19 protein-coding genes, 1 tRNA gene and 3 pseudogenes are annotated in these 25,552 nt (G+C 46.7%); 9 read left to right on the plus strand and 14 right to left on the minus strand.

Annotated features, from left to right (window positions below; all coding sequences use genetic code 11):
* Positions 1–77 precede the first annotated feature (77 nt).
* Positions 78–1,547: a SulP family inorganic anion transporter gene (locus tag A1WC_RS22815; RefSeq protein ID WP_016160181.1), complete on the minus strand. Its 1,470-nt coding sequence runs from the start codon at positions 1,545–1,547 to the stop codon at positions 78–80.
* A complete protein-coding gene (locus A1WC_RS22810) occupies positions 1,544–2,218 on the minus strand; it encodes a carbonic anhydrase (RefSeq protein ID WP_016160182.1) in 675 nt (224 codons plus the stop codon). The genes A1WC_RS22815 and A1WC_RS22810 overlap by 4 nt, the downstream gene beginning before the upstream one ends.
* Positions 2,219–2,823: 605 nt before the next feature.
* Between A1WC_RS22810 and A1WC_RS22805 the strand changes: the two genes are divergently transcribed.
* The 3 genes from A1WC_RS22805 (at position 2,824) to A1WC_RS22795 (ending at position 5,153) form a co-directional block, all read left to right on the plus strand.
* Positions 2,824–2,908, plus strand: a tRNA-Leu gene (locus A1WC_RS22805).
* 198 nt (positions 2,909–3,106) lie between these two features.
* Positions 3,107–4,369, plus strand: a complete 1,263-nt coding sequence (locus A1WC_RS22800) for a tyrosine-type recombinase/integrase (protein ID WP_016160183.1) — start codon at positions 3,107–3,109, stop codon at positions 4,367–4,369.
* 166 nt (positions 4,370–4,535) lie between these two features.
* Positions 4,536–5,153, plus strand: coding sequence for an MmcB family DNA repair protein (locus tag A1WC_RS22795; RefSeq protein WP_016160184.1), 618 nt, complete (start codon positions 4,536–4,538; stop codon positions 5,151–5,153).
* Here A1WC_RS22795 and A1WC_RS22790 read toward each other — a convergent pair.
* The 9 genes and pseudogenes from A1WC_RS22790 to A1WC_RS28210 all read right to left on the minus strand — a co-directional run.
* Positions 5,136–6,164: a beta family protein gene (locus A1WC_RS22790; RefSeq protein WP_016160185.1), complete on the minus strand. Its 1,029-nt coding sequence runs from the start codon at positions 6,162–6,164 to the stop codon at positions 5,136–5,138. The two genes, A1WC_RS22795 and A1WC_RS22790, sit on opposite strands and share 18 nt — an antisense overlap.
* Positions 6,161–6,709, minus strand: coding sequence for an ImmA/IrrE family metallo-endopeptidase (locus A1WC_RS22785; protein ID WP_016160186.1), 549 nt, complete (start codon positions 6,707–6,709; stop codon positions 6,161–6,163). Before A1WC_RS22785 ends, A1WC_RS22790 begins: the two co-directional genes overlap by 4 nt.
* Positions 6,709–7,383 carry a hypothetical protein gene (locus A1WC_RS22780; RefSeq protein ID WP_016160187.1) on the minus strand — a complete coding sequence of 225 codons (675 nt, stop codon included), beginning with the start codon at positions 7,381–7,383 and terminating at the stop codon, positions 6,709–6,711. Before A1WC_RS22780 ends, A1WC_RS22785 begins: the two co-directional genes overlap by 1 nt.
* Positions 7,384–7,831: 448 nt before the next feature.
* Positions 7,832–10,849, minus strand: coding sequence for a reverse transcriptase domain-containing protein (locus A1WC_RS22775; RefSeq protein ID WP_016160188.1), 3,018 nt, complete (start codon positions 10,847–10,849; stop codon positions 7,832–7,834).
* A 179-nt stretch (positions 10,850–11,028) separates the two neighbouring features.
* Positions 11,029–12,129, minus strand: coding sequence for a hypothetical protein (locus A1WC_RS22770; protein WP_016160189.1), 1,101 nt, complete (start codon positions 12,127–12,129; stop codon positions 11,029–11,031).
* Positions 12,130–12,139: 10 nt separating this feature from the next.
* On the minus strand, positions 12,140–13,816 hold the full coding sequence (locus A1WC_RS22765) for a restriction endonuclease subunit S (protein WP_016160190.1): 1,677 nt from the start codon (positions 13,814–13,816) through the stop codon (positions 12,140–12,142).
* Positions 13,816–15,288, minus strand: a complete 1,473-nt coding sequence (locus tag A1WC_RS22760) for an N-6 DNA methylase (protein ID WP_016160191.1) — start codon at positions 15,286–15,288, stop codon at positions 13,816–13,818. The genes A1WC_RS22765 and A1WC_RS22760 overlap by 1 nt, the downstream gene beginning before the upstream one ends.
* A gap of 72 nt (positions 15,289–15,360) precedes the next feature.
* A complete protein-coding gene (hsdR, locus tag A1WC_RS22755) occupies positions 15,361–17,802 on the minus strand; it encodes an EcoAI/FtnUII family type I restriction enzme subunit R (RefSeq protein ID WP_016160192.1) in 2,442 nt (813 codons plus the stop codon).
* 145 nt (positions 17,803–17,947) lie between these two features.
* Positions 17,948–18,244, minus strand: a pseudogene (locus A1WC_RS28210) (DNA helicase UvrD); the annotation flags it as partial.
* 311 nt (positions 18,245–18,555) lie between these two features.
* Here A1WC_RS28210 and A1WC_RS22750 point away from each other — a divergent pair.
* From A1WC_RS22750 to A1WC_RS22740, 4 genes are all read left to right on the plus strand, one after another.
* The gene (locus tag A1WC_RS22750; RefSeq protein WP_016160193.1) at positions 18,556–19,581 is read left to right on the plus strand and encodes a hypothetical protein; all 1,026 of its coding nucleotides are present in this window, start codon (positions 18,556–18,558) and stop codon (positions 19,579–19,581) included.
* A 601-nt stretch (positions 19,582–20,182) separates the two neighbouring features.
* Positions 20,183–20,704 (plus strand): DUF2778 domain-containing protein, encoded by a 522-nt coding sequence (locus A1WC_RS22745; RefSeq protein ID WP_012969062.1) that lies wholly within the window; start codon positions 20,183–20,185, stop codon positions 20,702–20,704.
* The gene (locus A1WC_RS28215) at positions 20,679–20,945 is read left to right on the plus strand and encodes a hypothetical protein (RefSeq protein ID WP_032691122.1); all 267 of its coding nucleotides are present in this window, start codon (positions 20,679–20,681) and stop codon (positions 20,943–20,945) included. Before A1WC_RS22745 ends, A1WC_RS28215 begins: the two co-directional genes overlap by 26 nt.
* A gap of 1 nt (position 20,946) precedes the next feature.
* Positions 20,947–21,438, plus strand: a complete 492-nt coding sequence (locus tag A1WC_RS22740; protein WP_016160194.1) for an Hcp family type VI secretion system effector — start codon at positions 20,947–20,949, stop codon at positions 21,436–21,438.
* Between the two features lie 132 nt (positions 21,439–21,570).
* On the opposite strand, the pseudogene A1WC_RS22735 reads toward A1WC_RS22740, so the two are convergent.
* Positions 21,571–21,750: pseudogene (locus A1WC_RS22735) on the minus strand (HNH endonuclease); the annotation flags it as partial.
* Between the two features lie 96 nt (positions 21,751–21,846).
* Between A1WC_RS22735 and A1WC_RS22730 the strand changes: the two are divergent.
* Positions 21,847–23,250 carry an ISNCY-like element ISKpn21 family transposase gene (locus tag A1WC_RS22730; RefSeq protein WP_001567368.1) on the plus strand — a complete coding sequence of 468 codons (1,404 nt, stop codon included), beginning with the start codon at positions 21,847–21,849 and terminating at the stop codon, positions 23,248–23,250.
* Between the two features lie 28 nt (positions 23,251–23,278).
* Here A1WC_RS22730 and A1WC_RS22725 read toward each other — a convergent pair whose 3' ends face one another.
* Positions 23,279–23,911: a DUF6904 family protein gene (locus A1WC_RS22725; protein ID WP_001567369.1), complete on the minus strand. Its 633-nt coding sequence runs from the start codon at positions 23,909–23,911 to the stop codon at positions 23,279–23,281.
* Positions 23,912–24,027: 116 nt separating this feature from the next.
* Positions 24,028–24,723: pseudogene (locus A1WC_RS22720) on the minus strand (phosphorothioated DNA-binding restriction endonuclease); the annotation flags it as partial.
* Between the two features lie 179 nt (positions 24,724–24,902).
* Between A1WC_RS22720 and A1WC_RS22715 the strand changes: the two are divergent.
* Positions 24,903–25,541, plus strand: coding sequence for an HNH endonuclease (locus A1WC_RS22715; RefSeq protein WP_016160197.1), 639 nt, complete (start codon positions 24,903–24,905; stop codon positions 25,539–25,541).
* The last annotated feature ends 11 nt before the right edge of the window (positions 25,542–25,552 follow it).

Below are 25,552 nucleotides of genomic sequence, written 5' to 3' on the forward strand. Positions count from 1 at the left end.
AAGTGTAGAGCATGGTATTCCCCGGCGCTTGGCAATCGGAGGGGTCGCGAAACGGGCGGACCAGCCGCCCGTTAAGGTCAGCGGCTGGCGAGCGGCCACTGATTAAGGCGGATGCCGCGCTGCGGGGCGCTCTCGGCAAAATCATCCAGCACCGCCCGCACGTCCGGGTCGAGATAGCCGACGCTGTCGTGTTCGACGATCACCACGCTCTTTTCCGGAATTTTCGCCAGCAGAGCCAGCAGATGCGGATTGTGCATAAAGGTCAGATTCTGCTGGATGCGCAGCACGTAGTGGTCATCGTAGCGTGCCAGCTGCAGCGAGTGGCGATGGCTGCGCCAGAGACTGAACGCCATCTGGGTGGCAAGACCAATCCCAATCCCCGCCAGCATGCCGAAGGCGATAATCCCGCCGATGGTGGCGAGGAACGGGACGTACTGCGCCGCCCCCTGGCGGAACTGCTCGATGAACAGCCGCGGCGTCGCCAGCTTATAGCCGGTATACAGCAGCACGGCGGCGAGGCTGGCGAGCGGGATTAAGGTCAGCAGGCCGCTGAACCACAGGCCGCAGATTAACAGCAGGACGCCATGGATAAAGATCGACAGCTTGCTCTGCGCGCCATTGCTGACGTTCACCGAGCTGCGGACGATCACCGCGGTGATCGGCATCGCCCCCAGCACGCCGGAGAGCAGATTGCCGACGCCCTGGGCGACCATTTCGCGGTTCGGCGAAGGGGGCGGATTTTGCGGGCGCAGCTTTTTCAGCGCCTCCTGGCTGAGCAGGGTTTCGAGGCTGGCGACCAGCGCCAGGGTCACCGCCACCACCCACACCGACGGATTACGCCAGGCGCTCCATGCGGGGGACTCCAGCTCGCCCAGCAGATCGCCGAGGCTGCCGAACGCCGGCAGGGTAATACGCGGCAGGGCGGCCAGCTGCTGCGGCGCAAAATGGGTCAGCAGCAGGGTGGTCACGCAGCCGAGCAGGACGGCGATCAGCGGCCCGGGGATCCAGCGCAGGCTCTTCACCTGGCGGATAAGCGGCGAGCCCCACAGCCAGAGCACCAGCAGGCCGCCCGCGGCGACGGCCATCGCAGTGACGGAGAAAGCGGCATTGCCCTGAACCACTTCGGCAAGCCCGGTCTCTTCCGCCGTGCCGAGCGCGACGGGGATCTGCTGCATAATCAGCAGGATGCCGATCGCCGCCAGCATGCCTTTGATGACGCTGGCGGGAACCAGCGAGATAAAGCGCCCGGCCCGCAGGATGCCGAACAGCAGCTGCAGCACGCCGGCCAGCACCAGCGCCATCAGGAAGACGGAGAAGGAACCCAGGGATTCAATGGCGGCGACGACGATGGTGACCAGTCCGGCGGCGGGGCCGCTGACGGCGAAGCGGGAAGGGCTGAGGGCGGTGACGACCAGGCCGCCGATGATGCCGGTCAGCAGGCCCACGAAGGGCGGTAAGCCGCTGGCCTGGGCGATGCCGAGGCACAGCGGCAGGGCGACAAGGAAGACGACGATGCCGGCGAGAGAGTCCTGACGAAACGTATTCATGGGGCGTGCTCCTGCGGTGAGAGGTGTTCGACGAGGGTGGTTAAATGGCCGGAAGCCAGGTCGTAGACGCAGCCGTGCAGGCTGAGGGGCCGCCCGCTGGCGATCACCGTCTGCACCGGTTCACTCTCCAGCAGACGGACGAACTGGGCGCGAACGTTGGCTTCCACCAGGGCGTCCAGCGCATGGCGAGAGCGCTCCGCGTCAGTGCTGGCGCTGGCGCCGGGGGAGGCCGCAACACAACAGTCATCGGCGATCTGCGCAATTTCGTGATGCAGGGTGTGGCGCAGCTGGCCGATGCGGCGAGCCAGCGCCGAGGACTCCTGCGCCAGCGGCAGGGTGGGCAGAGAGAGCGCCGCCTGCACGCCGCCGCAGCCGTAGTGGCCGCAGAGCACCACCCGCTCCACCTCAAGGTAGTGGAGGGCATACTGCAGGACGCTCATGACGTTGTCGTCGGCGGGGTCGAGCATGTTGGCGATATTGCGGTGGACAAAGAGCTCGCCGGGCTGGCTGCCGGTGAGCACCTCGGCGGGCACGCGGCTGTCGGAGCAGCCGATCCACAGCGAGTGGGGCCGCTGCCCGTCGACCCATTTTTCGAAATAGTCCGGGTCATGCTGACACTTCTGCAGCGCCCAGCTGCGGTTGCGGGCCAGCAAAGGTTTTAACGTCGTCACAAGTATTCTCCTGAGTTAATTCATCGAGTGAATATGTCCATCAAGACTCGTACAGCGACTAGTAAAAATAGTGTTTACCGGAACCCTTCACGCCTGAGGAAAATCCTGGAATAAACGGCAAAAAGAAAACTTTTCATTAATGTAAAGTTATAAAAATATTGATGAAATTAATATTTGGCTGCGAAGTGGGTGAATAACAAAAAGGCATTGGCTAAAACTTTCTGGAATATATGGGAATGGTGGCGGGTGGGGTTAGGGGAATAGTTGGGGGGAATATTGGGGGATTGGATATTGGGGATGCATGGGGAGCGTTGGGTTGTGTTGAGGTATGCGGGTGAGAGTGATGTGAGAAAAACTTGAGATAATTTTGAGTGGGGTTTGGGGGGATCAAGGGGGAAAGGGGAGTGGCTGGCAGGTGAAGCTGGGTTCTCGGGGGAGTGAGAGGAGGGTTGCAGGTGGCAGTCGCGCTGTGGAACGGTCGTAAAAGGTGACGCCGCGCAGGATAGCGCTGTTTTTTTCAACACTTAGCGCAATGACGATACTCTGTCGCTTGCATGACCGCCGCCGACAGGTATAATCCAGAACGTTTCCGCATCCCCTTCAGTGCCGAAGTGGCGAAATCGGTAGACGCAGTTGATTCAAAATCAACCGTAGAAATACGTGCCGGTTCGAGTCCGGCCTTCGGCACCATCGGAACATCAATAGACGTCAACGGACGTCTTTTTTGTGCCTGAAATCCAGTATCCGCAAGGCTTTCCTCGCTTTTTCACTCAACAGAAGTCAATCTGAGTCAACCCACATCAAGTCGCTTGTGAGTATAGAACCGAGTATATATTCTGGTTCGATAATGGTTGTATACTCACGGCGGCACATGGAAGGAGAACTTTTATGGCTCTGACAGATATCAAAGTGCGTACTGCAAAACCGCAGGAAAAGGAATACACCCTTTTCGATGGGGATGGCATGTTTTTGCTCATTCACCCTAACGGCTCAAAATACTGGCGGTTCCGCTTTCGCTTTGGTGGTAAGCAGCACCTGATGGCGTTTGGGGTTTATCCTGAAACTTCATTAGCTGATGCTCGTCAAAAGAGGGAAGAGGCCAGAAAGCTTGTTGCTGCAGGTATCGATCCCCGTGAACACAAGCGTGCAGTGAAAGAAGAGCAGGCGAAAGAGGCTATTACCTTTGAGTCAGTTGCCAGAGAGTGGCACGCAGCAAATAAAAAATGGTCAGAAGAGCATAGCCGACGGGTGCTGAAGAGCCTGGAAGATAATTTTTTTCCAGCAATTGGGAAGCGGAGTATTGATAGTTTTAGCACGCGCGATCTCCTTATTCCTATCAAAGTCGTTGAGGCTACAGGGCGTTTTGAAGTGGCTTCGCGTCTTCAACAGCGTACCAATGCGATTATGCGTTATGCAGTGCAAAGCGGTTTGATCGATTACAATCCTGCTCAGGAGATGGCTGGGGCAGTTGCTTCAAGTAATCGTGTCCATCGACCTGCACTTGAACTGAAACGCTTACCTGAACTACTCCACCGAATTGATAACTACACCGGACGGCCTTTAACCCGTCTGGCTGTTGAGCTCACGTTATTAATCTTTATTCGTTCTAGTGAATTGCGCTTTGCCCGTTGGTCTGAGATCGATTTTGAAAGGGCAATGTGGACGATTCCGGCAGAGCGTGAAGCTATAGAGGGTGTTAAGCATTCGCAGCGGGGTTCGAAAATGCGCACACCTCATTTAGTACCGCTGTCTCGCCAGGCATTAGCAATACTCAAACAGGTTCACAAGCTTAGTGGTGGGCGCGATTTTGTTTTCGTTGGAGATCATAACCCTCATAAGCCCATGAGTGAAAACACGGTGAACAAGGCACTGCGCGTCATGGGATATGACACGAAGGTTGAAGTTTGTGGGCATGGTTTCAGAACAATGGCCTGTAGCTCGTTAATTGAATCAGGGCTGTGGTCGAGGGATGCGGTAGAGCGTCAGATGAGCCATATGGAGCGTAACTCTGTGCGTGCTGCTTACATCCATAAGGCGGAGCATTTGGATGAACGCAAACTGATGCTCCAATGGTGGGCTGATTTTCTGGATGCTAATCGGGAGATGGGGGTTAGTCCGTTTGATTATGCCAGAATTGCGATAGAAAAATAACATCAATGCATCATTTTAATGATAGTTGCTTGGAAGAAAATAGACGCAACTATCATTAAGTTACCTAAGTTTAGTACAAAAATAGTACAGGTTGGTGAATATAAAATGACAAGATGTGATTTTTACTGTATTTTTAACCAGTATTTTGAGGGGGAAGGAAAAAAGAATGAAAGAGTATGAAGTCAAAATAAAGCTAACTGAGTATCTTTTGGCAAATATGAAAAAAAATATTATAGGCTCAGAGTTTAGATTTGATTTCGGAGCCAGAAGAGCTGACATAATAACAATATGTGATGGAATAGCAACAGCATTTGAAATAAAAACATCAGGTGATAATGTAACTCGGCTACCGCAGCAAATTTATGGATATAAAAAATATTTTGATTTTTGCTTTATTGTTTGTGAGCCAGGCAATATTGATAATGTTAGAAAGGTTATTTCAAAAGAGATTGGTTTAATTATGGTAGATGATATGCAAGTGACTTTAATAAGAAAATCTAAACAATTTAAGGCTCATGATAAGTTAATATTAGCAAGCACTTTGAATATTAAAGAAATTAGAGGTCTTGTTAAGGTTGGTAAGTTATCAAAAATGGAACTATGTCAGAAAATTTCTGATACCTTTAATCTTGAGAAAATTAGATCCATTTCAAGATATTCTTTAGAGAAAAGAATGAAGACTCCGTTTGAAACCTTCATAAATGAAAAAGGGGATAGTATAACTCGAGATGATTTAATGACTTTAAATAGAATGCCATCACATAGATTAACCTTTGCTTCTTAATTTTACTCTTGTGTTCATGAAATGATTCATTCGTACAGATATCCAAAAGGAAGGGCTAATACCAGAAGGTTCGTTGCCTTTTGCTTTTGCTATTTCTTTATCAGGCCAAATGTCCATTGCCGCATATCTTTTATCTTTTAAAATATATTCCGCACATTTTTGATAACTGCCTGCATTTCTTCTATATCTCTTATAAAAAATAATCTTTTCCAACGAGAAATCTATCCTTGGAACAAATGTTCCACCTTTTATTTCGATTTGTTCAATATTAATTGAAGCATAATCCCCATATAGAACATAAGGTTCTTGGAATTTTTCATATATATATTCCTCTAGAATAGGAATATCGCCTTCTTTGTCGCCATAGTCGGATACCGTTTTAGGAAATGAAGTTCCTGCAATAATGGCATTGATGTTTTCATTCAATATTGGTTTTATTTTTTCCATATTTAACTGGAGGTTTGCTATAACTTCATCAATATTAGATTCAGTTATCTGCTCCGAATCCAATATGATGAAGAGCTTTTGGTTGACAGACATGGTTGAAGTTATTTTTTTTATGTATTCATCTATGTTGTTAATATTTATTGGAAATCTTGCTGCTATAGAGCGACCCTTCTTACTTTGTGATAGGATGAAACTTTCCATATTGTAGAGAGAGTCATTATCATCAATGTGAACCATAGGTATTATATTGAGTTCGTTATATGTGTTGATAAAGTATTGCCATTCAAAATAGCCATTATCCGGGGATAGAAGTTGTTCAAGTTGAGCATTCATGTAATTTTCATTTATGCAAATGTCGAGTATGAAAGGTCTGCCTTTTTGAATTTCTTTTAACTCTTTCATACGTCTATGTATGTCTCCATCTGGAGTGGTTTTTGTTTTTCTTGATTTGGTTAGTTCATAAATAGGTAATATTTTATCAAAAACATCATCTTTTAGATGAGTCATTGCTTTGAGCTCGGCGTCACGGGTTTTTATTATTGGAAAATAAGTAAAATTACTCATAAATTATGTCCTTGATATCCTAGTTGCTGAGCTCTTATCCTTACAGCCATAGCTGAAACACCGAAGTAATTGGCAATATCTGCTACAAGTGTAGATTTTTGTTTAATAAATACACTAAATGCTTCGGGTGGCATTAATAATTCGGCAGCGAAACGATTCGCTTCTATTTCAATTATATTAGACTCTCCGTTCCTAAAGAAAACTTCATCTTTAAAGAAATCTAATTGCTTGCTATGCATCAAATAATGTGCGATCTCATGAGCGATTGTAAATCTTTGTCGATTTGGGTGATGTAAAGAATTCACAAGCATAATCCACTCTTGGCTTTTATTATCCTTGTATAAGCAGCCTGAGTCTTCACCTTTTAAAGGTTCCAGTCGCATTTTTATTCCTAGCAGAATAGTTAGTCGGGAAACATCTAAGGGATATAAGTCAATATTGTTTTTTTGTGCGAATTGTAAAAGCTGCTCTGGTGTTTTCATTGATGTATCAGTGGAAGAAGGTGCTTTCTTCTCTTGTGTTTTTTTTCTGATAAAAGCCATCATTATTTTCCTTCACTAATGATCAAATCATTACCAAGTTCATCATCACTTATAGTTTTATTTTCGGATTTATTTGAAGGTGATTTTTTGTTAAATATATCGACTTGAGCTTGTAACAACTGATTTTGCTTCTGAAGATCTTCAATTGAGTTGCTCAAATATTCAATTGATTGCATTATATCTCCGATATCAAAATCGGCATCTTTTATTTTATCTTTAACTATTTTTTTTAATCTTTTGTTAAACTCGGCACTACTAAGATGTATGGAAACTTCCGTAATTGTTTCTTTTCTGGCCTCTTCGCGGGCTACTGAATTAGTTGAGTTTCTGATGAGCACAAAAGATAATGCACAAAGAATGGCATTAATCGCTATCAAGACAGTGATTATAGTTTGGTAAAGCCCTGTTTGCATACTCCAAAGGTTATCTAAGCTAAGAATTGTTCCGTTAGAAATTAACTCTAATAAGTGTTCACTTTGAGCGGAGTCTGGGTTTTTTAATGGGTTAGTGAGAAAGTATTTTGGAGCAAATCCAAAAAATTTAAGGTAACTTGGTCTAAATATAAGGAAAAAAATAAATATCCATACTGCGACAGTAAATAACGACGCACCAATAACAGAGAGTACTATAGAAGTCCTACTGTGGCCACATCTGATATCTATATTCCGTATCGACATTTTAGTTCCTGACTGTTTTTCTATAACCATTACCACAAATGTCAATAAAATGCAAGAAAAATATTAAGGGGTATGATGAATGTAAAATTATACTGCTATATTTATCAATTATCTGAAATGTTATATGTATATTTAAATCATCTATGTTTATCAAGATGTAGCTATGAACAACGAGCACCAAATTATCTTCATCAAAAAAATAACTACATCACAGTCAGATTGCTATTCCTACCTCATGTTTTAAAATTGTTTTTTTAGTTATATATTTTTCAGGGAGTATCAGTAGTGTGGAATATGAAAGCTACTTCATTTTTATGCGAGGGTTGAATACACAAATAAATCCGTAACTCTCAACATGCAGTTTCAAATTACATCTGCAGGTTATGATTGACTATGGCATGTTGCCTCATCTTTAATAACCTGCATCGATATTTTTTTTCAATTTTACTTATGCTTCTGGCAACATTTTTCGAGAGTGCTCTATCTCAAATCCATCCGGAACAGGCTTAAAGGGTTTACCAGGAGAACGATAGCTACTTTGAAATTGTCGTAAAGAATGTACGTCAATTTCGCCTATTACACAATAATCTGTAATACCACCTTTGACTCGCAATACATCACGCTTCCAGCTATCTTTGAAGGGGCCTCGGATGCGGCTATCGCCATACTGGCGGTCATTGCATTGGATGATGTAAGCATGGATATCTAGCGCAGCAGACTCGACCAAGGCATTGAAAGTTTCAGTATCCTGATTCCATTCTGGCACAAACAGCGCGTCAACGTTGCCACGCAGCGCTGCGCGATAACTAATATTGGTCAGCTCACTACAAATCAACAAGGAAAAACGAAAATCACCGTGTTGAATGATGGGAGGCGTTGTCCATTTCTTTTCTGGTTTCATTTCTAGCCCTGCTATTCGTTGTAATTCCTGCTCTTCATGCAGTGCTGGGCGTTGTTTGTCCTGACGGTAAATCATTAGTGAAGGAAAACCCAACCCATCATGAGACAAGGAAGCCCATACCTGATTGCGTACTCTTGCTTTACTGGCATGTAAATATTCAATGCCGGTGACAAGTGAAATCCCGCGACCTTGTAACTTACGGGCAATTCTAATAAACCAGTGCGCAGGGAGTGAGAGCTCCGGCAGAATTAAGTAACGACTGTTATGTGGTTGGGCTATCACACCATCAAGCAAGCGACATAAGCGAGTGTAACGGTTTGCATCCGGATCGGCTGAACGCATGACCGCCGCAGTCCAGCTTGACATGGACGTTTTCCAGCTAGATATGGCAACCCCATATTTTCCAGCAGATTGGCCGTCAGGGATTTGCAATATGCCTTGTTTATCGACACAAGGTGTTTTATTACCGAGTACAAAACCGCGAACAGCGAAAATAATAGCTCGCATTTCTTGCTGAGCTGAAGCTGTATAAGCCTCATTGTTTAGGATAAAGAGTTCCGGCAGGCTGAAAGGCCGGGTGGCAAATAGCAGTCCATGTGGAATGATTTTAAATTTGCACCATTTTGCTACAACCTGATTACCCAAAACGACAATATCAGGCAGTAATTCTGCTGCTTCCGCACAGTGGGCTACTGTTTTCGGCGCGGGTATGCCCCGTTGAGCAATCATCTCTTTTGGTAGACCTATAAAGCGGAATGGCATGTGCGCTAAGTCGAAAGAGAATAATCTCGCCTGCTGTTCTTGGTAGCCCTTTAATGAAAAATCACGACCCGAATATTGAATGTCTAGTTTACACCGGGCGTGCCAGTTTTTTAAATGGTCATTCCAGGCTTGCTTACCCACCTTGGAAATACGCGGAGGAAATGCCGCAACGATAGCTTCAAGCACACTGCTAAAAAGCTGAGCCCTCCATTTGCCAATAATCTCTGCTTCAAAAGGGAGGTTATCATCAGGACACGCCTTGATGGTAAGGAGGCAATTTTCTCGAACTTCATCGCAAATATTCTCGAGCGCTAAGATAAGTTTGCGCAGTTCGACAAAGTCCTCACAGGCCGTGGCCAGTCGGATCACTCGGGGTAGGTAGACTGATAAATCAAAGAATTGTGGCAGCACCACAACATGATCAATAAATGCACGAAAAAATGCCTGGCGATGGCCTTTCCATGTGCCCGGTTGCAGGTCACGCTCATAGGCTTCAAAGTCGCGTAGTTTGATGGCAAAACCAGCCCTACGCATAGTCAGTGCATCTGCTTTACGCAAATTGTCAGCGACTTCGCCATTACTTTGAGTTGCAGCAAGCAAATCAGTTCCAACATTGTTCGAGGAATGCGGTAACCGAGGCATGGCTCGCCACTCGCTGGCTCGTTCATAAATCTGATGAGCAATAGCTTCTACTAAGGTTTTTCCGGAGTCACCCGCAAGGATAAACACTTTATTCTTCGCATTTGCAAAACGAATCTGGCTGTCATGCAGGTAGTTTGGTTGAAAACTGATCTGTTTGTTTTCCTCGCCCTTTACCCAGTCCAGTTTGCCGGAAGAACGGGCGAACAACCATTGCCATAGCTCTGCCATGGAACAGAAATTCGCACCATTTTCCATGACCAGAATGATGTCATCTACATACCGTCCGTAATATATAGGTGCGACTTGCTGCTCAATAACGCGATCCAGCTCGATCAGGGCTACGTTGGCAACAACAGCTGAAGCAGGGAGACCTACTGGTAACCCTTTCTTCAACGGAGTCTCAATTGCCCATGCTTTTAACGCATTAATGAATAATCGATTAAGCTTGCTTTGTTCAGCAGTGAGTTCCAACTCCAAAATATCTTTGACGAAGGTTGGATCAAGCATAAACCCGGGATTCAGTTCGTGATAGAAAGAACTAACATCAGCAGTGAGTGCCACGATTTTTTTGCTTTCACTAAGCGCGCTCCGCATGGCGTTAATGCCATTGTCACGCCAATCACGAAAAGGTCTGAGGTAAGGTTGAAAAGAACCAATTGAAAGTGCATTGATGTCTTTTCCATCTAGAGTACGGCGCAGGCGGTTACCGTAAGCACAGGTAGATAATTTGGCATCAAAAAGATGCCCGACTTTTAACATCCAAAGAGTCGAGAGAACATGAAAATCCAGACTGCATTGAGCCATTACTCGAAACTCGGCTTTGATTTTTTTTTGTTCGTTTTTATCAGCCATTGAGTTGCAAGCATATGCCCATTTTTCAGCAGGTGAGGAAAATATGAGACCGTTAGCTTGCGGTTCTCGCTGCTGTTCCCAGCAAGACATGTCTACAGATTTGGTGGCCAGAAACCAATTGCCAGTGAACTCAGTCTCTTCCACCCATGATTCGTCGTCACCTTGTATTTTTTCCTGCAGAACCGTCAGATTCGTATGTAGGGACTCTTCGTAAGACGCAATTGCTTCCAGCGAAACATGGGATGAATAGTACAAATCGACTTTTGCTTTTCGGTAGGCAAGGCCAAGCTCTTCAAGGCTAATAATCATGCCAATTCCTCTTTAAAAAATAACCACATTCTCAGCTTCTGAATGACCATTCGCCGGTCGGAAGCAGCCGCTTTAATTAACGAGAATGCAACTGTTCCAATAAAACGAATCATCCACTTTTAGATGCCTTTAGATATAATGATTTCTAGTATATTTGGAAAGCGAAACTCCTTTGAAAATTACAATTCGGCGTTCCAGTTTCCGAAGTATCGTTTAAGTTTTTCAATAGTGTGTCGCCATTTTGGAGTTGTAGGTTTGCAGACCGTATTTTGATTTCCGAAGAATCCGACCTCATTCACCGCGTCTTGCTCACTGCGGGTTTCCAGCCACTTCACGGGAACAAAATACTCGGACTTATCAGGGTCATCTGCGTTCCGGTGATAGAGATCGCTGTACTTAAGCACATCCATCGCCCGCTTTTCGCCGTCGTCAGTGTTGATGGTGAAGCTACTGGCAGGCTCAACGGCGCTCTGTACAATACCGACGCCGACGTAACCGGTCGCCGGGACTTTTACCCATACACGATTGCCAGGCTGAAGCTGTTTTAACGTCTGACTGTACCAGCTTCCGCCCCCCGCGCTGATAAACCCATAGCGGCGCGCCTCTTCCCAGACGCGACTGTTTGAATCGCCAAACGAGACATAAAACTCACCGTTCCAGGGTTCTTTCGCACTGGCGCTGGTGGCAGTGGACTGTGCGGCATTGGTTTGCGTTTCGCTCGGATCGATAAGCCAGGCGCGGCTTAAGAATTGTTCGTCACCGTGCTGGAATACTTTAAAGAACAGAACGTTAATCGAGATGCCGTTCTTGCTCAGATAGTCGACGATACGCTCGGTGGAGGGATCCAGCTCCGCTGCGACAATAATGATTTGATGTGACTTGTTGATGGAATCATCTTCCAGCTCGGCGTTGAAGCGTTGTCTGAATGCGTCACCCAAGTTCCCTCCACCGGAAAATCTATCGTAAATCTGCGACAGACGCTCGGCACTTAAGTCATCCACCCAGGAGGCGTAATCCAGCGCCTGAGCAACCACTTCGCGCGGCGTGCGGTCGCGTTTCAGTTCAATCAGGATCAGCGACGCATCCGGCGCAATCGCCAGCAGATCGATACGCCCTTTATCGAGCGTATTTTCCTGATGGCCGATGATCATCCACTGATCAGAGAGGATAGTGGGATCGTTTAAAATCATCTTCTCCAGCAGTTGCTCGCTGGCGAGTTTGCTGATAGTTAGCGGCTGGGGATTCTCCCCTATCCGCCAGATTGCATGATGAACCGGCATCGTCTGATCCTTAGTTTAATGCTGCGTCGGTGAGCGCATCCGCCAGGTGGAGTTGGGTTTGCTGGGCGGATTGCAGGCGGGATTGAAGGGTGTCACAAATATCATTAAGTCGCTTCACTTCGCTAACGATTCGCTGCTGTTCTTTGATTGGAGCCAAAGGAAAGATAAAGCTTCTGACTTTCTTCCCGTTTAGTGCGGGTTGTGCTCCACCGTGGCCATCTCCTCTATGGGACAAATACTTACTTTTCGCCCAGATCCAAACATATTCAGGTTCGACAAGCACTTGGTTAAAAACAAAAGCAGCAACATTTTGATTGGTGCATGCATCAATACCTAAAATTGCCGTCTGTCCTCTCGTTTTTCCTTGTCCAATAATTGCCATAAGTAAGCTACCAGTTGGAATCATACTTGTGCTCGAGTTTTTAAAACCCTCAGGTGTGATTTTTTCTTTTGTATCTAAAATAACCTCATTGGCAACTTCGCCAGAGCTAACCCAAGGGATATCTCCATTCCAATATTTCTTTTCAGATCTATCAGGAGTACTTCCCAACCTTATGTCAGCAAAATCCTGAACAACAATATTTAACCACGAACGGGGTAATAAGGCAGGTTCTCCCAAAGGTTCAACCGGAGGATGTTTTTTAATTTTACCTTCTTTCACCAGTTGCGCTTTTTCCTGCTCAATACGTTTAAGCAGTTCAGAAGCAGGTTCGTCGTTAGGATCTTGCGGCACCAGTTTACCCATTACTGCCAGTTGAAGAATTGTTTGCTTAAGCGCATCAATACTCGCTTCGGTGGTAAACAGCGTGTCGAAATGCTGGCCGATTCGAGCCCAGTTTTCGGCAAGATCTTCTGCATTTTGGCTATCGGTAAGCGTTGCCAGTAGCGTTTCAACAAGCTGAGAATGCGCATCCAGACTGGTCAGGGCTTGCTGTTCCAGTTGGTCACACAGGGACATGAGTTCATTTACTTTATTACTAATGCGTAATTGTTCTTTTAACGGAGGAATAGCAATTATAAATGGTTCCAAATTTGTAGTAGTTACTTGCGGTTGAGCACTACCTGTGACAATTGTTTTTTTATCCGCGATTGTTAAAGTATGAAAGCAATATGCTTGGCAGAGATACTTCCAGCTATTCTCTAAAACTAAAGAGTTACTAGTTACAAAACAGTATTTAGGTGAAATGTTAGGTTTCCCGCTATAAGCACCTCGACAGGAAACTAAAAGTTGCTCCACCTCATATAAGTATGATGAGTAAAAACCAATAATCCCATTTGCTCCGAACACCTCGTAACCAGAATCTACTAAGTCCGAGTTGGAAAAACTCTTGCCATATACAATATTGAACAACTCTCCAAGTCTTGAATAGCCCCACCCATTCGGCAACTCAAACGGCTTCTCATCCTCACTAATTTCCGGCAGCGGCTTCTGTTTTTTAATCTTCCCCTGCTTCACCAGCTCAGCTTTCTCTGCAGCAATACACTTTAACAGCTCCGACGCCGGTTCGTCATTCGGATCCTGCGGCACCAGTTTGCCGCGCACCGCCAATTCCAGAATCAGCTCACGCAGTTTCTTAATGCCATAGAGGTCGATTTTGCCGTTGCTGCCGCGCCCGGCTGTAGAGCGGGTTTGCAGCGCGGAAGACCAGATATCGATATGGTCGGTGATCAGCTTCCCAACGGTCATCAGTTCGCCCCCTTGTTGCCTGCCAGTGCAGCACCGAGAATATCGCGCAGCTGGTTACGCAGCTCGCTGATTTCCGCCTGCTGAATCTGGTACTGCGCCAGCAGCTCATCCGGATCGTGACTGATGGTTTCGCCCTGATACGGGTTCTTGATATCAAGGTTGAAGTTGCGGGCGATGATGTCGTCGATGCTGACTTTCCACGCCTGATTGTTTTCTTCGCGGCTGGTAAAACCGTCAGCTTCACAGCCCCACCAGTCGATTTCAGTTTGGAACTCTTCAAACTTCATCGGTTTGGTTTTGCTGTAGTTCTTCACGCCATCCGGGTACGGATGCTCGTAGAACCAGACGTCTTTGGTTGGCTGACCTTTGGTGAAGAACAGGATATTGGTTTTGATGCCGGTGTACGGGTTAAACACGCCGTTCGGCAAGCGCACGATGGTGTGCAGGTTGCACTCTTCGGTGAGCAGTTTTTTGATTTTAGTTTTTACGCCTTCACCAAACAGCGTACCGTCCGGCAGCACCACCGCCGCGCGGCCTTTGTCAGCCAGCACTTCGATAATCAGTTGCAGGAACAGATCGGCGGTTTCACGGGTCTGCATCTCTGCCGGGAAGTTTTTCTCAATGCCGTCTTCTTCTGTGCCGCCAAACGGTGGGTTGGTAACAATTACATCGATCTGCTCATCCCAGGAAGAGAGCGGTTTATTCAGCGTGTTGTCGTGTCGGATTTGCACCGGCACTTCAATGCCGTGTAAAAGCATATTGGTCGTACACAGCAGGTGCGGAAGTTGCTTCTTCTCTACGCCATATATCTGCTGTTGTAGGGTTTTATGATCTTCAGTCGTTTTGACGTAATTGTCTTTCACATGGTCGAAGGCGCAAGCGAGGAAGCCGCCGGTGCCGCACGCCGGATCCATAATCGACTCACCCAGCTTCGGGTCGATGCGGTTGACCATAAAACGCGTCACAGCGCGCGGGGTGTAGAACTCACCCGCATTCCCGGCGCTTTGCAGGTCGCGCAGGATCTGTTCGTAGATATCGCCAAACAGATGACGTTCCTGGCTGCTGCTGAAGTCGATTTCATTGAGCTTGTTGATCACCTGGCGAAGCAGCGTACCGTTTTTCATGTAGTTGTAAGCATCGCTGAACGCTTGTTTGACCACAAAGCCACGCGGGTTCTTATCGATCGGCGCGGTGAGGTTTTTCAACGTCGGGAACAGGTCGTCGTTCACAAATTCCAGCAACGCATCACCGGTGATGCCTTCGCTGTTCGCCGCCCAGCTACGCCATAAATAGCGCTGGGGGATCGGCAGCTGATAGTCATCCTGCTCCAGTTCCAGCTCTTCTTCCTGGGTATCAAAAATCTTCAAAAACAGCAGCCATGAAAGCTGCCCCAGACGCTGGGCATCGCCGTCCACACCGGCGTCTTTACGCATAATGTCCTGAAGGGATTTAATGACTGAGCTAATCGACATGTTTTCTTTCCATACTTAAAAAAGGATGCCGCCGGTCGCAGACGCGGCCAGTGGCAATGTATTTATACGTTATCAGGCTGAGCGTGGCGGTAACTGGTAGATTTCATTTTCCAGTTCATTAACGGCTTGCTCATACGCCTTTTTGTCACCAAAGCGGGTTTTGATGATTTCTATCGGACGACCCAGCGTATCGAACGGCTTCAGTTTGAGTACCTGAACGTCCTCAATTTCCTGAACCCCTTCATCGGCGTATTTATCCAACAACGTGTTAAGTACCTGCTGTGCTGGCTCGGCGTATTTGGTGAAGTAATTGCGCTTACGCACATTGGCCACGCGTTCCTGTCGGGTTAACGGCGGCTGACCGTACACCACATGGCAGAGCACATCAAACGGGTCGAGATCTTTACCCACCTCTTCGGCCAGCACGTCCCACAGAATCCCCAACTGCTCCAGTTCTTCGATGATCACCTGTTTGCGTGGTGCATCCTGCCATTTGCGCACGAAGCTATCCAGTGAGGCGTATTCGCTATCTTTGAGCATCGTTTTGCGGGTGTAATCCTGGAAAGATTCAGTCACCAGTTTGCCATCTGAATCGTAATACTGAACGCGCTTAGCCAGCACTTTTACATCCACGCCATTCACATAGAATTTGCGGACTTTGTTTTCATCATCGTCATGGAACTCACCGTTGCCCGCTTGCTTGTCACGATTGACCTGATAGTCAGCGACGTCTTCTCGCGCTTCACTGGCGTCATTATCACCGCCATCAGCGTTATTTTCCGCATCCAGTTGTTCATTGAAGTCTGAATCTTTGTCAGAAATATCACCGGGTTTTACCACCAGCACCTTTTCTGGCAGGCCATCAAAGCGTGGGTCGGCAAACAGCTCGGTCGCTTTTTTGAAATCGAGAATAGTGAACCACAGCTTGCCGTGTTTTTCGTTGATGCGCGTGCCGCGCCCAATGATCTGTTTAAACTTGGTCATCGACTGAATGTTTTGATCTAATACCACCAGCTTGCAGGTCTGCGCATCAACGCCAGTGGTCATCAATTCTGACGTTGTCGCGATAACCGGGTAGGCTTTTTTAGGATTGATAAAGTTATCCAGTTGCGCCTTGCCGATATCATCGTCGCCGGTGATTTTCATCACGTACTTTTCGTTCTTCAACACCTGCTCGGGGTTGAGCACCACCAGCGCATGGCGCATTCGATCGGCGTGATCGATGTCGTTGCAGAAAACGATGGTTTTATCCATCGGGTTGGTACGTTTCAGGTAATCGGTGATGGTCTGCGCCACCAGCATGGTGCGCTCATCAATCACCAGCGTGCGATCAAAATCTTTCAGATTGTAGATACGGTCTTCAATCTCTTCGCCGTATTTATCCAGTTGACCTTTGACGGGCCGCCAGCCCTGGACATCAACGTCGATATCAACGCGCACGACTTTGTAAGGTGCGAGGAAACCGTCTTCAATACCCTCTTTCAGCGAATAGGTGTAAACCGGCTCACCGAAGTAATCAATATTGGAGACGTCTTCCGTTTCTTTTGGCGTTGCCGTCAGACCGACCTGAGTGGCGCTGCCGAAATACTCCAGAATCTCTCGCCAGGCTGAATCTTCAGAAGCGCTGCCACGGTGGCATTCGTCAATGACAATCAGGTCGAAGAAATCAGGCGCCACCTGTTTATAGGCTTTCTGGTGTTCTTCTGGTCCGGTAATGGCCTGGTACAGCGCCAGATGCACCTCATAAGCCGGATCGATGGTGCGCCCGGTAACTTTAGTCATCGCATTACCGAACGGCTGAAAGTCGTTACGTTTAGTTTGATCAACCAGGATGTTGCGGTCCGCCAAGAATAGAATGCGTTTTTTGTTTTTAGCTTTCCACAGCCTCCAGATTATCTGGAACGCGGTATACGTTTTGCCCGTACCCGTGGCCATGACCAGCAGAATACGGTTCTTACCTGCCGATACGGCATCCACCGTTCGGTTAATCGCCTGCATCTGATAGTAACGGGGTGATTTTCCGCTGCCGTCGTCGAAATAGTCCTGGCTGATAACCGGCAACTGCTCCTGAGTGAACCCTTTCCAGACACAGTATTTTTGCCAGAGTTGTTCGGGTGTTGGGAAGTCACTGAGGGCAATTTCGGATTCGAGCTGCTGTGGATTGGTTTTATCGTGGAAGATAAACCCATCACCGTTGGAGGCAAATACAAAGGGAACATCGAGCAGGCTTGCGTAGTCTAGTCCCTGCTGCATCCCTTTACTGATGGCGTGCTTGTTAGCCTTGGCTTCGATAACTGCCAATGGCAAGTTAGGCTTGTGGTACAGCACGATATCGGCAGACTTAACTTTGATACGTGAGGCCAGCTTTCCGCGAACCACAATCTTACCATCTCGCAGTTTCACTTCCTGGCGAATCTGCGACATCACATCCCAGCCCGCATCCTTAACCGCAGGAAGGATGAATTTAGTAATGATGTCTGTTTCAGTCAGGTGCGTTTTGTTCACGCCAGCCATAGCAGGGCACTCCACGAAATTGGGTTAGCTCTGATTTTACACAGAATAGTGCCTGACGTAATGACCTGAAACGTGGTTTTGGGTAGCTACTGGTAAGATAAGTTCTGGCAGAACAATTTCTATTGCTTCCCTACCATAGATTTTTTCATTTTTTGTAATTCCTGAAATTCGCTTCTGAAACGAAATAAATGTTTCCCCGAGCCCGGGAGCAAGCTACATAAAGTTTATTGCGCGACGAAGGTGGAAGTGTCTGTAGATTCGATCTGTTTAGAAGACGCCAGTGCGTAGCTCCCATCACAATGCATATGTCCTGAAAGTGATCCAGTCCTTTACTGGCTCCCCAATTTAGAGAGTAACAACCATAACGATGGTGCTCACTATAGAAAAGCTTAATGACGCTAACGTCTGAATGTAAGGTGGCCACACGCTCAGTATCGGTTACGATGTCAATAGATGTTTCACGAAAGTCATGTCCATATGCTCCCCCAATGCTCAAACTATAGGGCAGAATCGTTTACCGGGATGGAGGCAGTACAATACGGTTACAGCATCAGTAGCAATCATTGCTTGCAAAGGCTCTACATACTCTTAGCTTATCTACAGGAACTTTTTTTAATATTTGATATACAATGCTTAGACATTAAAGTCAGAAGCTCTTTATAGAAAGTTATTTTCTCATCCAACTAAGAGAAATAGCTTGGTATACAAAAAAGTTTTAGTTAAACTGCAGTAAATATTTTATGAGGTAGTATTATGGGACGTGGCGATTTTGGCTTTATAAATTCCAACAAAATTTATTTTGAATCGGAAAAATCTTGGTGGGTAGAACTTATAAATACTAATTGCATTTGGTATGATATGCTTATAAATCCACCCGATCGTATTGACACCAATAAAATCATAAAGAATTATCTTGGGGCGGTTGAGGCTTATTTGAGTGAGCATTGTGAAAAAAGATTTATCTATTTTTTAGGTGCAAGAAAAAAAGTTAGATTTTCCACTGAGAAAAAACCAACATACTCTTATTTAACGAAGGATTTAAACCTAACTTTATTGATTGGACAGGAGTGTAGAAAGTTAAAATTAAAATATTCTTTTTTTGATGTTACGCCAAATGGTAAGAGGAAAATAATGCCAAAAATAAGAGTGACTGATAAATATTTATATGTTGAACATGATAGTAAACATGTGAGTATAATTTCTATCCATGATTTTCTTAAAGATAACTATATAAATTTGGGAATAAGTACTGAGATACATTATGTTGGATATACTCGTCATCCACATAAACGACCTATAGATTTTATTCATCGTGGTTTATCAAGAATGCTTTATAATGTTTCAAACGAGGATAATGATTTTTTTGTTTACTTTAGCATATTTAACCCTGTAGTAATATCCCATAATGATGATTATAATGTTAGTTTTGGTATTGCTAATTCTCAGATAGATGAGGTTGAGGTAGATAAAGAGGGGAGGATCATTGAAAATTGTTTTATACGATATTTTGATACGGAACTACAAAATGATGATAAAGAAAGTAAACGCCCGGATTTAAATAAAATTTTCACAGAGCTTGTTAACCACAAGAGAATAAAAACAATCGCTGTAGATTTTCGATATAAAAATAACAATGAATACTTCTCTTTTTATTCTAACACTGTTCAGTCGAAAAATGAACATTTTTTTGTAATCGATTTTGTTGATGGGAAAATTAACATAGATAGGAATAAAAATATAGCCACTCACATGGAATGGGTTATGGGTAACAATTCTTAAGTAATATTCTTTGCTTATTAATGTGTTAGCTTTCGGAGATAACAATTAAGAGTTACTATACTCACAAAATATAATTCTTTGTTGTCTCCCGCATAGCCTGGATCTGCTCCGATTTCTCATAATTCTAAGCCATGACGTGGGTAGGTATAGCATGGATGGTGTCGCCAGAAACAAAGCCTCAACTCATGCGTAGAGGTCTACATTTATGATATGCTGTTCCATGATTCTAACACTAATCACGAAAACAGGCGTTGTTCTTCAACCTGTGACTGGAGCAAATAACAGGATATCTTTGTACGTTATGGCAACGGACGACATAACTGCTCAGTCAGCTAAACCATCAGTCGTGCCGGATAGCGCACATGCCCGCGACGCTACGAATCATCCAATAATCCGGCCAGTCTTAATGATCTCTAAATATGAATAGCTCAATTATACGGGATACTTACACAAACACAGCCACTACATACTACATACTACCTAATGCTTTAACCTCAACCCCTAATAAAATTAATATTATCTGAAAATCATAGCCTAACTCTGGAACCTTTCTAAACCAACCACTACCATATCTCAAATCATTAAGGAACGATGGTATATCATGGCTCTACAGGGAAAGTTGATATTAAATGGCGCTGATTATGCACCTTTTAATTTGTACGGCGTCGGTGTTTTTATGGCGCATTCAGGGCGGGGCGTATATCGCAATAAAGCTGCATGCAGCGCAGTCGTGAAAGATGGCCCGCTGCCTCCGGGAAAATACTGGATTGTTGACCGCAATGAAGGAAACTGGATTTCTCAAAAGGGACGAGAAATTAAGGATACGGTCAATAAGGTTTTAGGTTATCGTGAATTTGGTAAAAGCGATTGGTTTGCATTATGGCGTGACGACCACGGAATCGACGATGAGACGTGGGTCGAAGGTGTGAAACGTGGTAACTTCCGTTTGCATCCGGGTACGGTTTCCGAAGGTTGTATTACTATCGCCCATAATTCTGATTTTGCCATGATCCGGAATGCGCTTATGAATACATCACTGGTTCAGGTTCCCTGCATGCGTTCCCTTATGGCTCGTGGTTGGGTGGAGGTTGTTGCCAGTGGCTCTAACATCTCTTGCCCGTAAAATAAGTAAGATTATTTATTTTATATTGCTGTTTTTGGTTCTGGGACGTGCACTTCCAAGGCCGGAAATCTATCTCGATTATGATATCGCAAGGGATGTTTGCCACTTCTTATTCGGGAGTATGAATGCCGATACGATGTATGACACTTTCTTTTATATATCGTTGATAATAGTGATATTCCTTTCAACTGTACTCTACATTATTACATTGAAGTTAATTTCTACGATAAGGAGCAAATGAGATGCCAATTCCTCCATATATGTGGCTTAAAGACGATGGTGGCGCAGACATTAAAGGGTCTGTTGATGTTCAGGATCGAGAGGGAAGTATCGAAATCATCGGATTGAGTCATGGTGTTAATCTGCCTGTGGACAGTGCCAATGGGAAAATTACGGGCACGCGTCAGCATTCGTCAATGATGATTGAAAAAGAAGTGGATAGTTCGACCCCATATCTTTACAAGGCCGCCGCAACGGGGCAGGCACTACAAAGTGCAGAAATCAAGTTTTACCATATCAACCACGCAGGGCAGGAAGTGGCCTATTATTCTGTACTTATGGAGCAGGTCAGAATAACCGGGGTTAACTGTGGTGTACCTAATTGCAAACTTTCCTCGAATGACAAAATTAACCATGTTGAAAGCATTAGCCTGCAATATGAGAAAATCACCTGGAGGATCCACGACGGGAATATTCAGTTCAGTGATGCATGGAACGAGCGTCCTTCAGCCTAATTCTGTGGGGCGTTTGATCCCCCTTTATGTTTCCCCGGCGTGTTTGATGCCTGTTTAGAAGGTTGACGACAGGCTGAGGGATGCAAAGCTAAGCAAACACAAATCCCGCTCATTGCCACACACCATCCCCCCTCACCCCCTGAACACCTCCCGCCGGTGCCACGCCACAAACCCTTCCTGCGGATAGCATTCTTTCCCCTGCGGCAAGGTAATCGGCTTACCATCAAAATCCCAGAACAGCCTGCCAACAATGCCCCCGCCGTTCACCGCTGGCGAAACCTGGATGCGCATATCCTCATCCAGACCAATGGTGTAATGGCTCAATAGTAATGTCCGCCTGTGGCTCAATTCAGATGTCCGCGCTATGGTAAGCTTCACTGGTCCGTTTAAACTACCGGGAGGCATATCATGAGCGCAGAAAGCTCAGGAGTGTTTACTTTGAAAGAGATCAACCGGATCAAGATTATACAGGACGTCATTGAACGTCGCATCACAACGCGCCGTGCGGCCGAGCACCTCGGTATCAGCGACAGGCAATGCCGCAGACTTCTTGCCCGTTACCGTGAAGGCGGACCGCTTGGTATGGCCAGCAGACGATGTGGCATGCGTGGTAACCGCCAGTTGCCACCCGGGCTCGCAGATCAGGCTCTGGAACTGATCAAGACGCGTTATGCTGATTTCGGTCCGACTCTGGCGCGTGAAAAGCTCGAAGAACTCCACGGACTGTTTCTTGGCAAAGAAACTGTCCGGCGCATCATGGTGCGGGCTGGCTTATGGGTTCCCCGTAAACAACGTGCCGCAAGGATCCCTCAACCACGGTACCGGCGTCCGTGTACTGGTGAGCTGATACAAATAGATGGCTGTGATCACGACTGGTTTGAAGGCCGTGGCCCGGCCTGCACCGCGCTGGTCTATGTTGATGATGCAACCAGCAAACTGATGGAACTGTTGTTTGTTAAATCGGAGTCCACGTTTTCTTACTTCGAAGCCACGCGGCGCTATATCGATAAGCATGGTAAACCGCTGGCACTGTACAGCGATAAAGCCGGTGTTTTTCGTGTTAACAATAAACACGCCACAGGCGGAGACGGGCATACTCAGTTTGGGCGAGCCATGCATGAACTGAACATCCAGACTATCTGTGCAGAAACCAGTCCCGCCAAAGGGCGTGTAGAACGAGCTCACCTCACTTTACAGGATCGTCTGGTCAAAGAGCTGCGGTTACAGGGCATTTGTTCAATGGAGGCTGCAAATGACTTCGCTGAGGCCTATATGGCTGACTATAACCGCCGTTTTGGCAAAGTACCGCGACATGATTTTGACGTACACCGTGCTGTAGAACATGATGAGGACCTGGGGCTTATTTTCACTGTTCGTGAAAAACGTAAAGTCTCAAAATCGTTGACGATACAATATGATAAAATGTTGTACCTGATTGAAGACAGCGAACTGAGTCGCCGTGCAATAGGTAAATATATCGATGTGTATCACTATCCTGATGGCAGAAAAGAGCTGCGCCTGAACGGTACGCTACTTCCCTACTCTACCTACGACCGACTGTCAGAAATCGACCAGGGCGCGATTGTCGATAACAAGCGTCTTGGCCGAACCCTGGAGTTTATCAGTCTGGTGCAGAGCAAGCGGGATAACACGCGCTCTCAGTCAATTCCCGCTGGAGATGGCCCTTCCCGACGACGGCCAAAGCAGGAAGGGAAGAAATCCCAGCGCTCACTGGATAATGATGACATGCTCGAAGCACTCAAACAGCTTCAGTCACGTTCAGAGGACATTTTTGGTAAAAGAGCCCGCTGATGGTACTCACTGGCCGGACAGTGGTTGCTCACCAGTTGATATTGTCCGGCCAGACCCATGATGTATTATTCATTTCGTTCAGCATCTTTATGTCCTGCTTTTCACGGGCATACTTACCCCATAATGAATGAAAAGAACGAACAATACTGATTAACTGCTTTTTTCTTTGCTCCGGAGATAGGCTGATAAAATAGCAGCACCTGCTGTCAATATTATCCTCAATGAAATTAAAATCAGAGTCTGATGCATATTTTACTGTTAGCATAATATCATTCGACGTTGTTCTCTCAGACTCTGTTAATGCTGATTCTATCAGGTATTCAAAGGCATACATGACAGACAGCTGGTTTTTGTCTGTCTGAATATAACCCATTGAGTTTCTGAGTATTGAGGACTGTACCAGGACCAGAGGCCATAAAAGCTCAACACCATAAAGCTTATATGTATCATGTTGATCATACTGATGTTGCTCAACACGACGATTACCTTCCCGTGCTTTACGAATATCATAGGCAAGGGATAACATAAATCCGTCTTTAACTTTAATCAGTGGGCTTTCATCCACGATGTAATGAATGAGTTCATGTAATTCATTCAGGGCTTCTGAATCTCCCCACAGTATAAAACCTGCATTGTTCGGCGTTAACTCGTATCGAAGCATGGGCTCAATCATCCTGTTGTTTCAGTCGGAGGAAAGTCTATCAGTAAAGAGAATGAGAGATCAAAGTGGTCATTTTAATTGAGCTGGATAACGGACATTTCAATTGAGCCTTGACAAATGGAGCCTTTATCAAAAGCCTTATGGTGAATCGCGCAGAGCGCCAGGCCGTTAGGGATTTCGCAGGGGCCGCCGTGCTGCTTCCATTTGACATGGGCCGCTTCCAGAGCGACGGAGGTATTATCATGGCGCATATTGAAGCCGCAGATCGCGCACTCATAGTTATAGGCGCGCAGCACCTGCTGGCGAAAATGCGGGTCGCGCTCTTTGCGGATCTGCAGCAGATCAAACCCCATCTCTTCAGCCAGTTCTTCCTGAATACTCTCCGGAAAGTGCGCCTCGAGGATCTGATGGGCGAGGGTATTGATCAGCTTCTTATTTCTGTTAAGTAACGCAAAATGCTGCTCATCAAAGCCGCCGGCGACGTGGCAGAACTCCAGCTCTTTGCCGGGCGGCTGTCGGCTGCCCTGGGTTGAGCACTGTTCGCTGTTGTGCAGCTCCCAGAAGCCGTCGCCTTTCAGGCGCCAGAAGGGCATGTCCGGCCGGTACTGGCGGCGCTGCGGGCCAAAGCGTTCCAGCAGGCTATGCAGCTCATCGCGTATCTCCGAGGCGTAGTCGAACATCCGCGCATGGCCGCGCTGGTACTGCGAAAGGACGTACAGCAGTAACAGTGGCTTATGCGGCGCACGCTGTTCGCCTTTGCGCCAGATGGTGATGTTCTCGATCGCGTGTTGCAGGGTCGTGCTCGAGGGCATAGCGTTACATTGGCAGCTAAATAAATGCGATAATGCTCGCAAAATCCTTGCCGATCAACCCACCAGATGCGGCGATTCTACGTGGATCGCTATTTAACTATCACTGCTATTTATTTTTTCGAAAAGCCCATAGCTTTCTATTTATACTCAAGCTTCGCGCCATCAGATAGCTATGTCTTATGAAAAAACTACCGGACCATTTATCCAGGGAATGCATCATCGCCGCCATTCGCGCTTACGATGCAGGCGTTGCGCATCAGTTTAAAAACGCGCGTCTGTATGAGATCGAGTTTGAGGGGCGTCGGTATCCTTCAAAAGCCATCGTCGGGTTAGCGGCCACGCTTGCGACGGGGACGGAATTTACCCCGGCGGATTTCAGCGGAGGGATTAAATCCAAATGCGTGCGTCTGTTACTGGAGCAAGGATTTACGATCGCGTCGCAGGGCGCTGGCGATGACGAGGTTGCGCTTTTCCCCGATGAGGGACAGACGACCATGGAGTACGTGGAAGGGGCGGCGATGCAGGTGGTGGTCAATCGCTATGAGCGCGACCGTCAGGCTCGTCAGGCGGCGCTTCGCCTGCATGGCTGCCGGTGTCAGGTATGCGGTCTGGATATGGCCAGCCGCTATGGCGATATCGGCCAGGGCTTTATCCATATCCACCATCTCATTCCGCTGGCCGGGATAAAGCAGGACTACCGTCTGAACCCTGAAACCGATCTGATCCCGGTATGTCCCAATTGCCATGCGATGCTGCACCGGCGAGATCCGCCGTTTACTCCCGAAGAGCTGAAGGCCCGGCTGCGCCCCGCAGACTGACATCCGACAGC

Origin of the sequence: Klebsiella sp. KTE92, assembly GCF_000398905.1 — a bacterium.
GTDB classification, from domain to species: Bacteria; Pseudomonadota; Gammaproteobacteria; order Enterobacterales; family Enterobacteriaceae; genus Klebsiella; species Klebsiella variicola.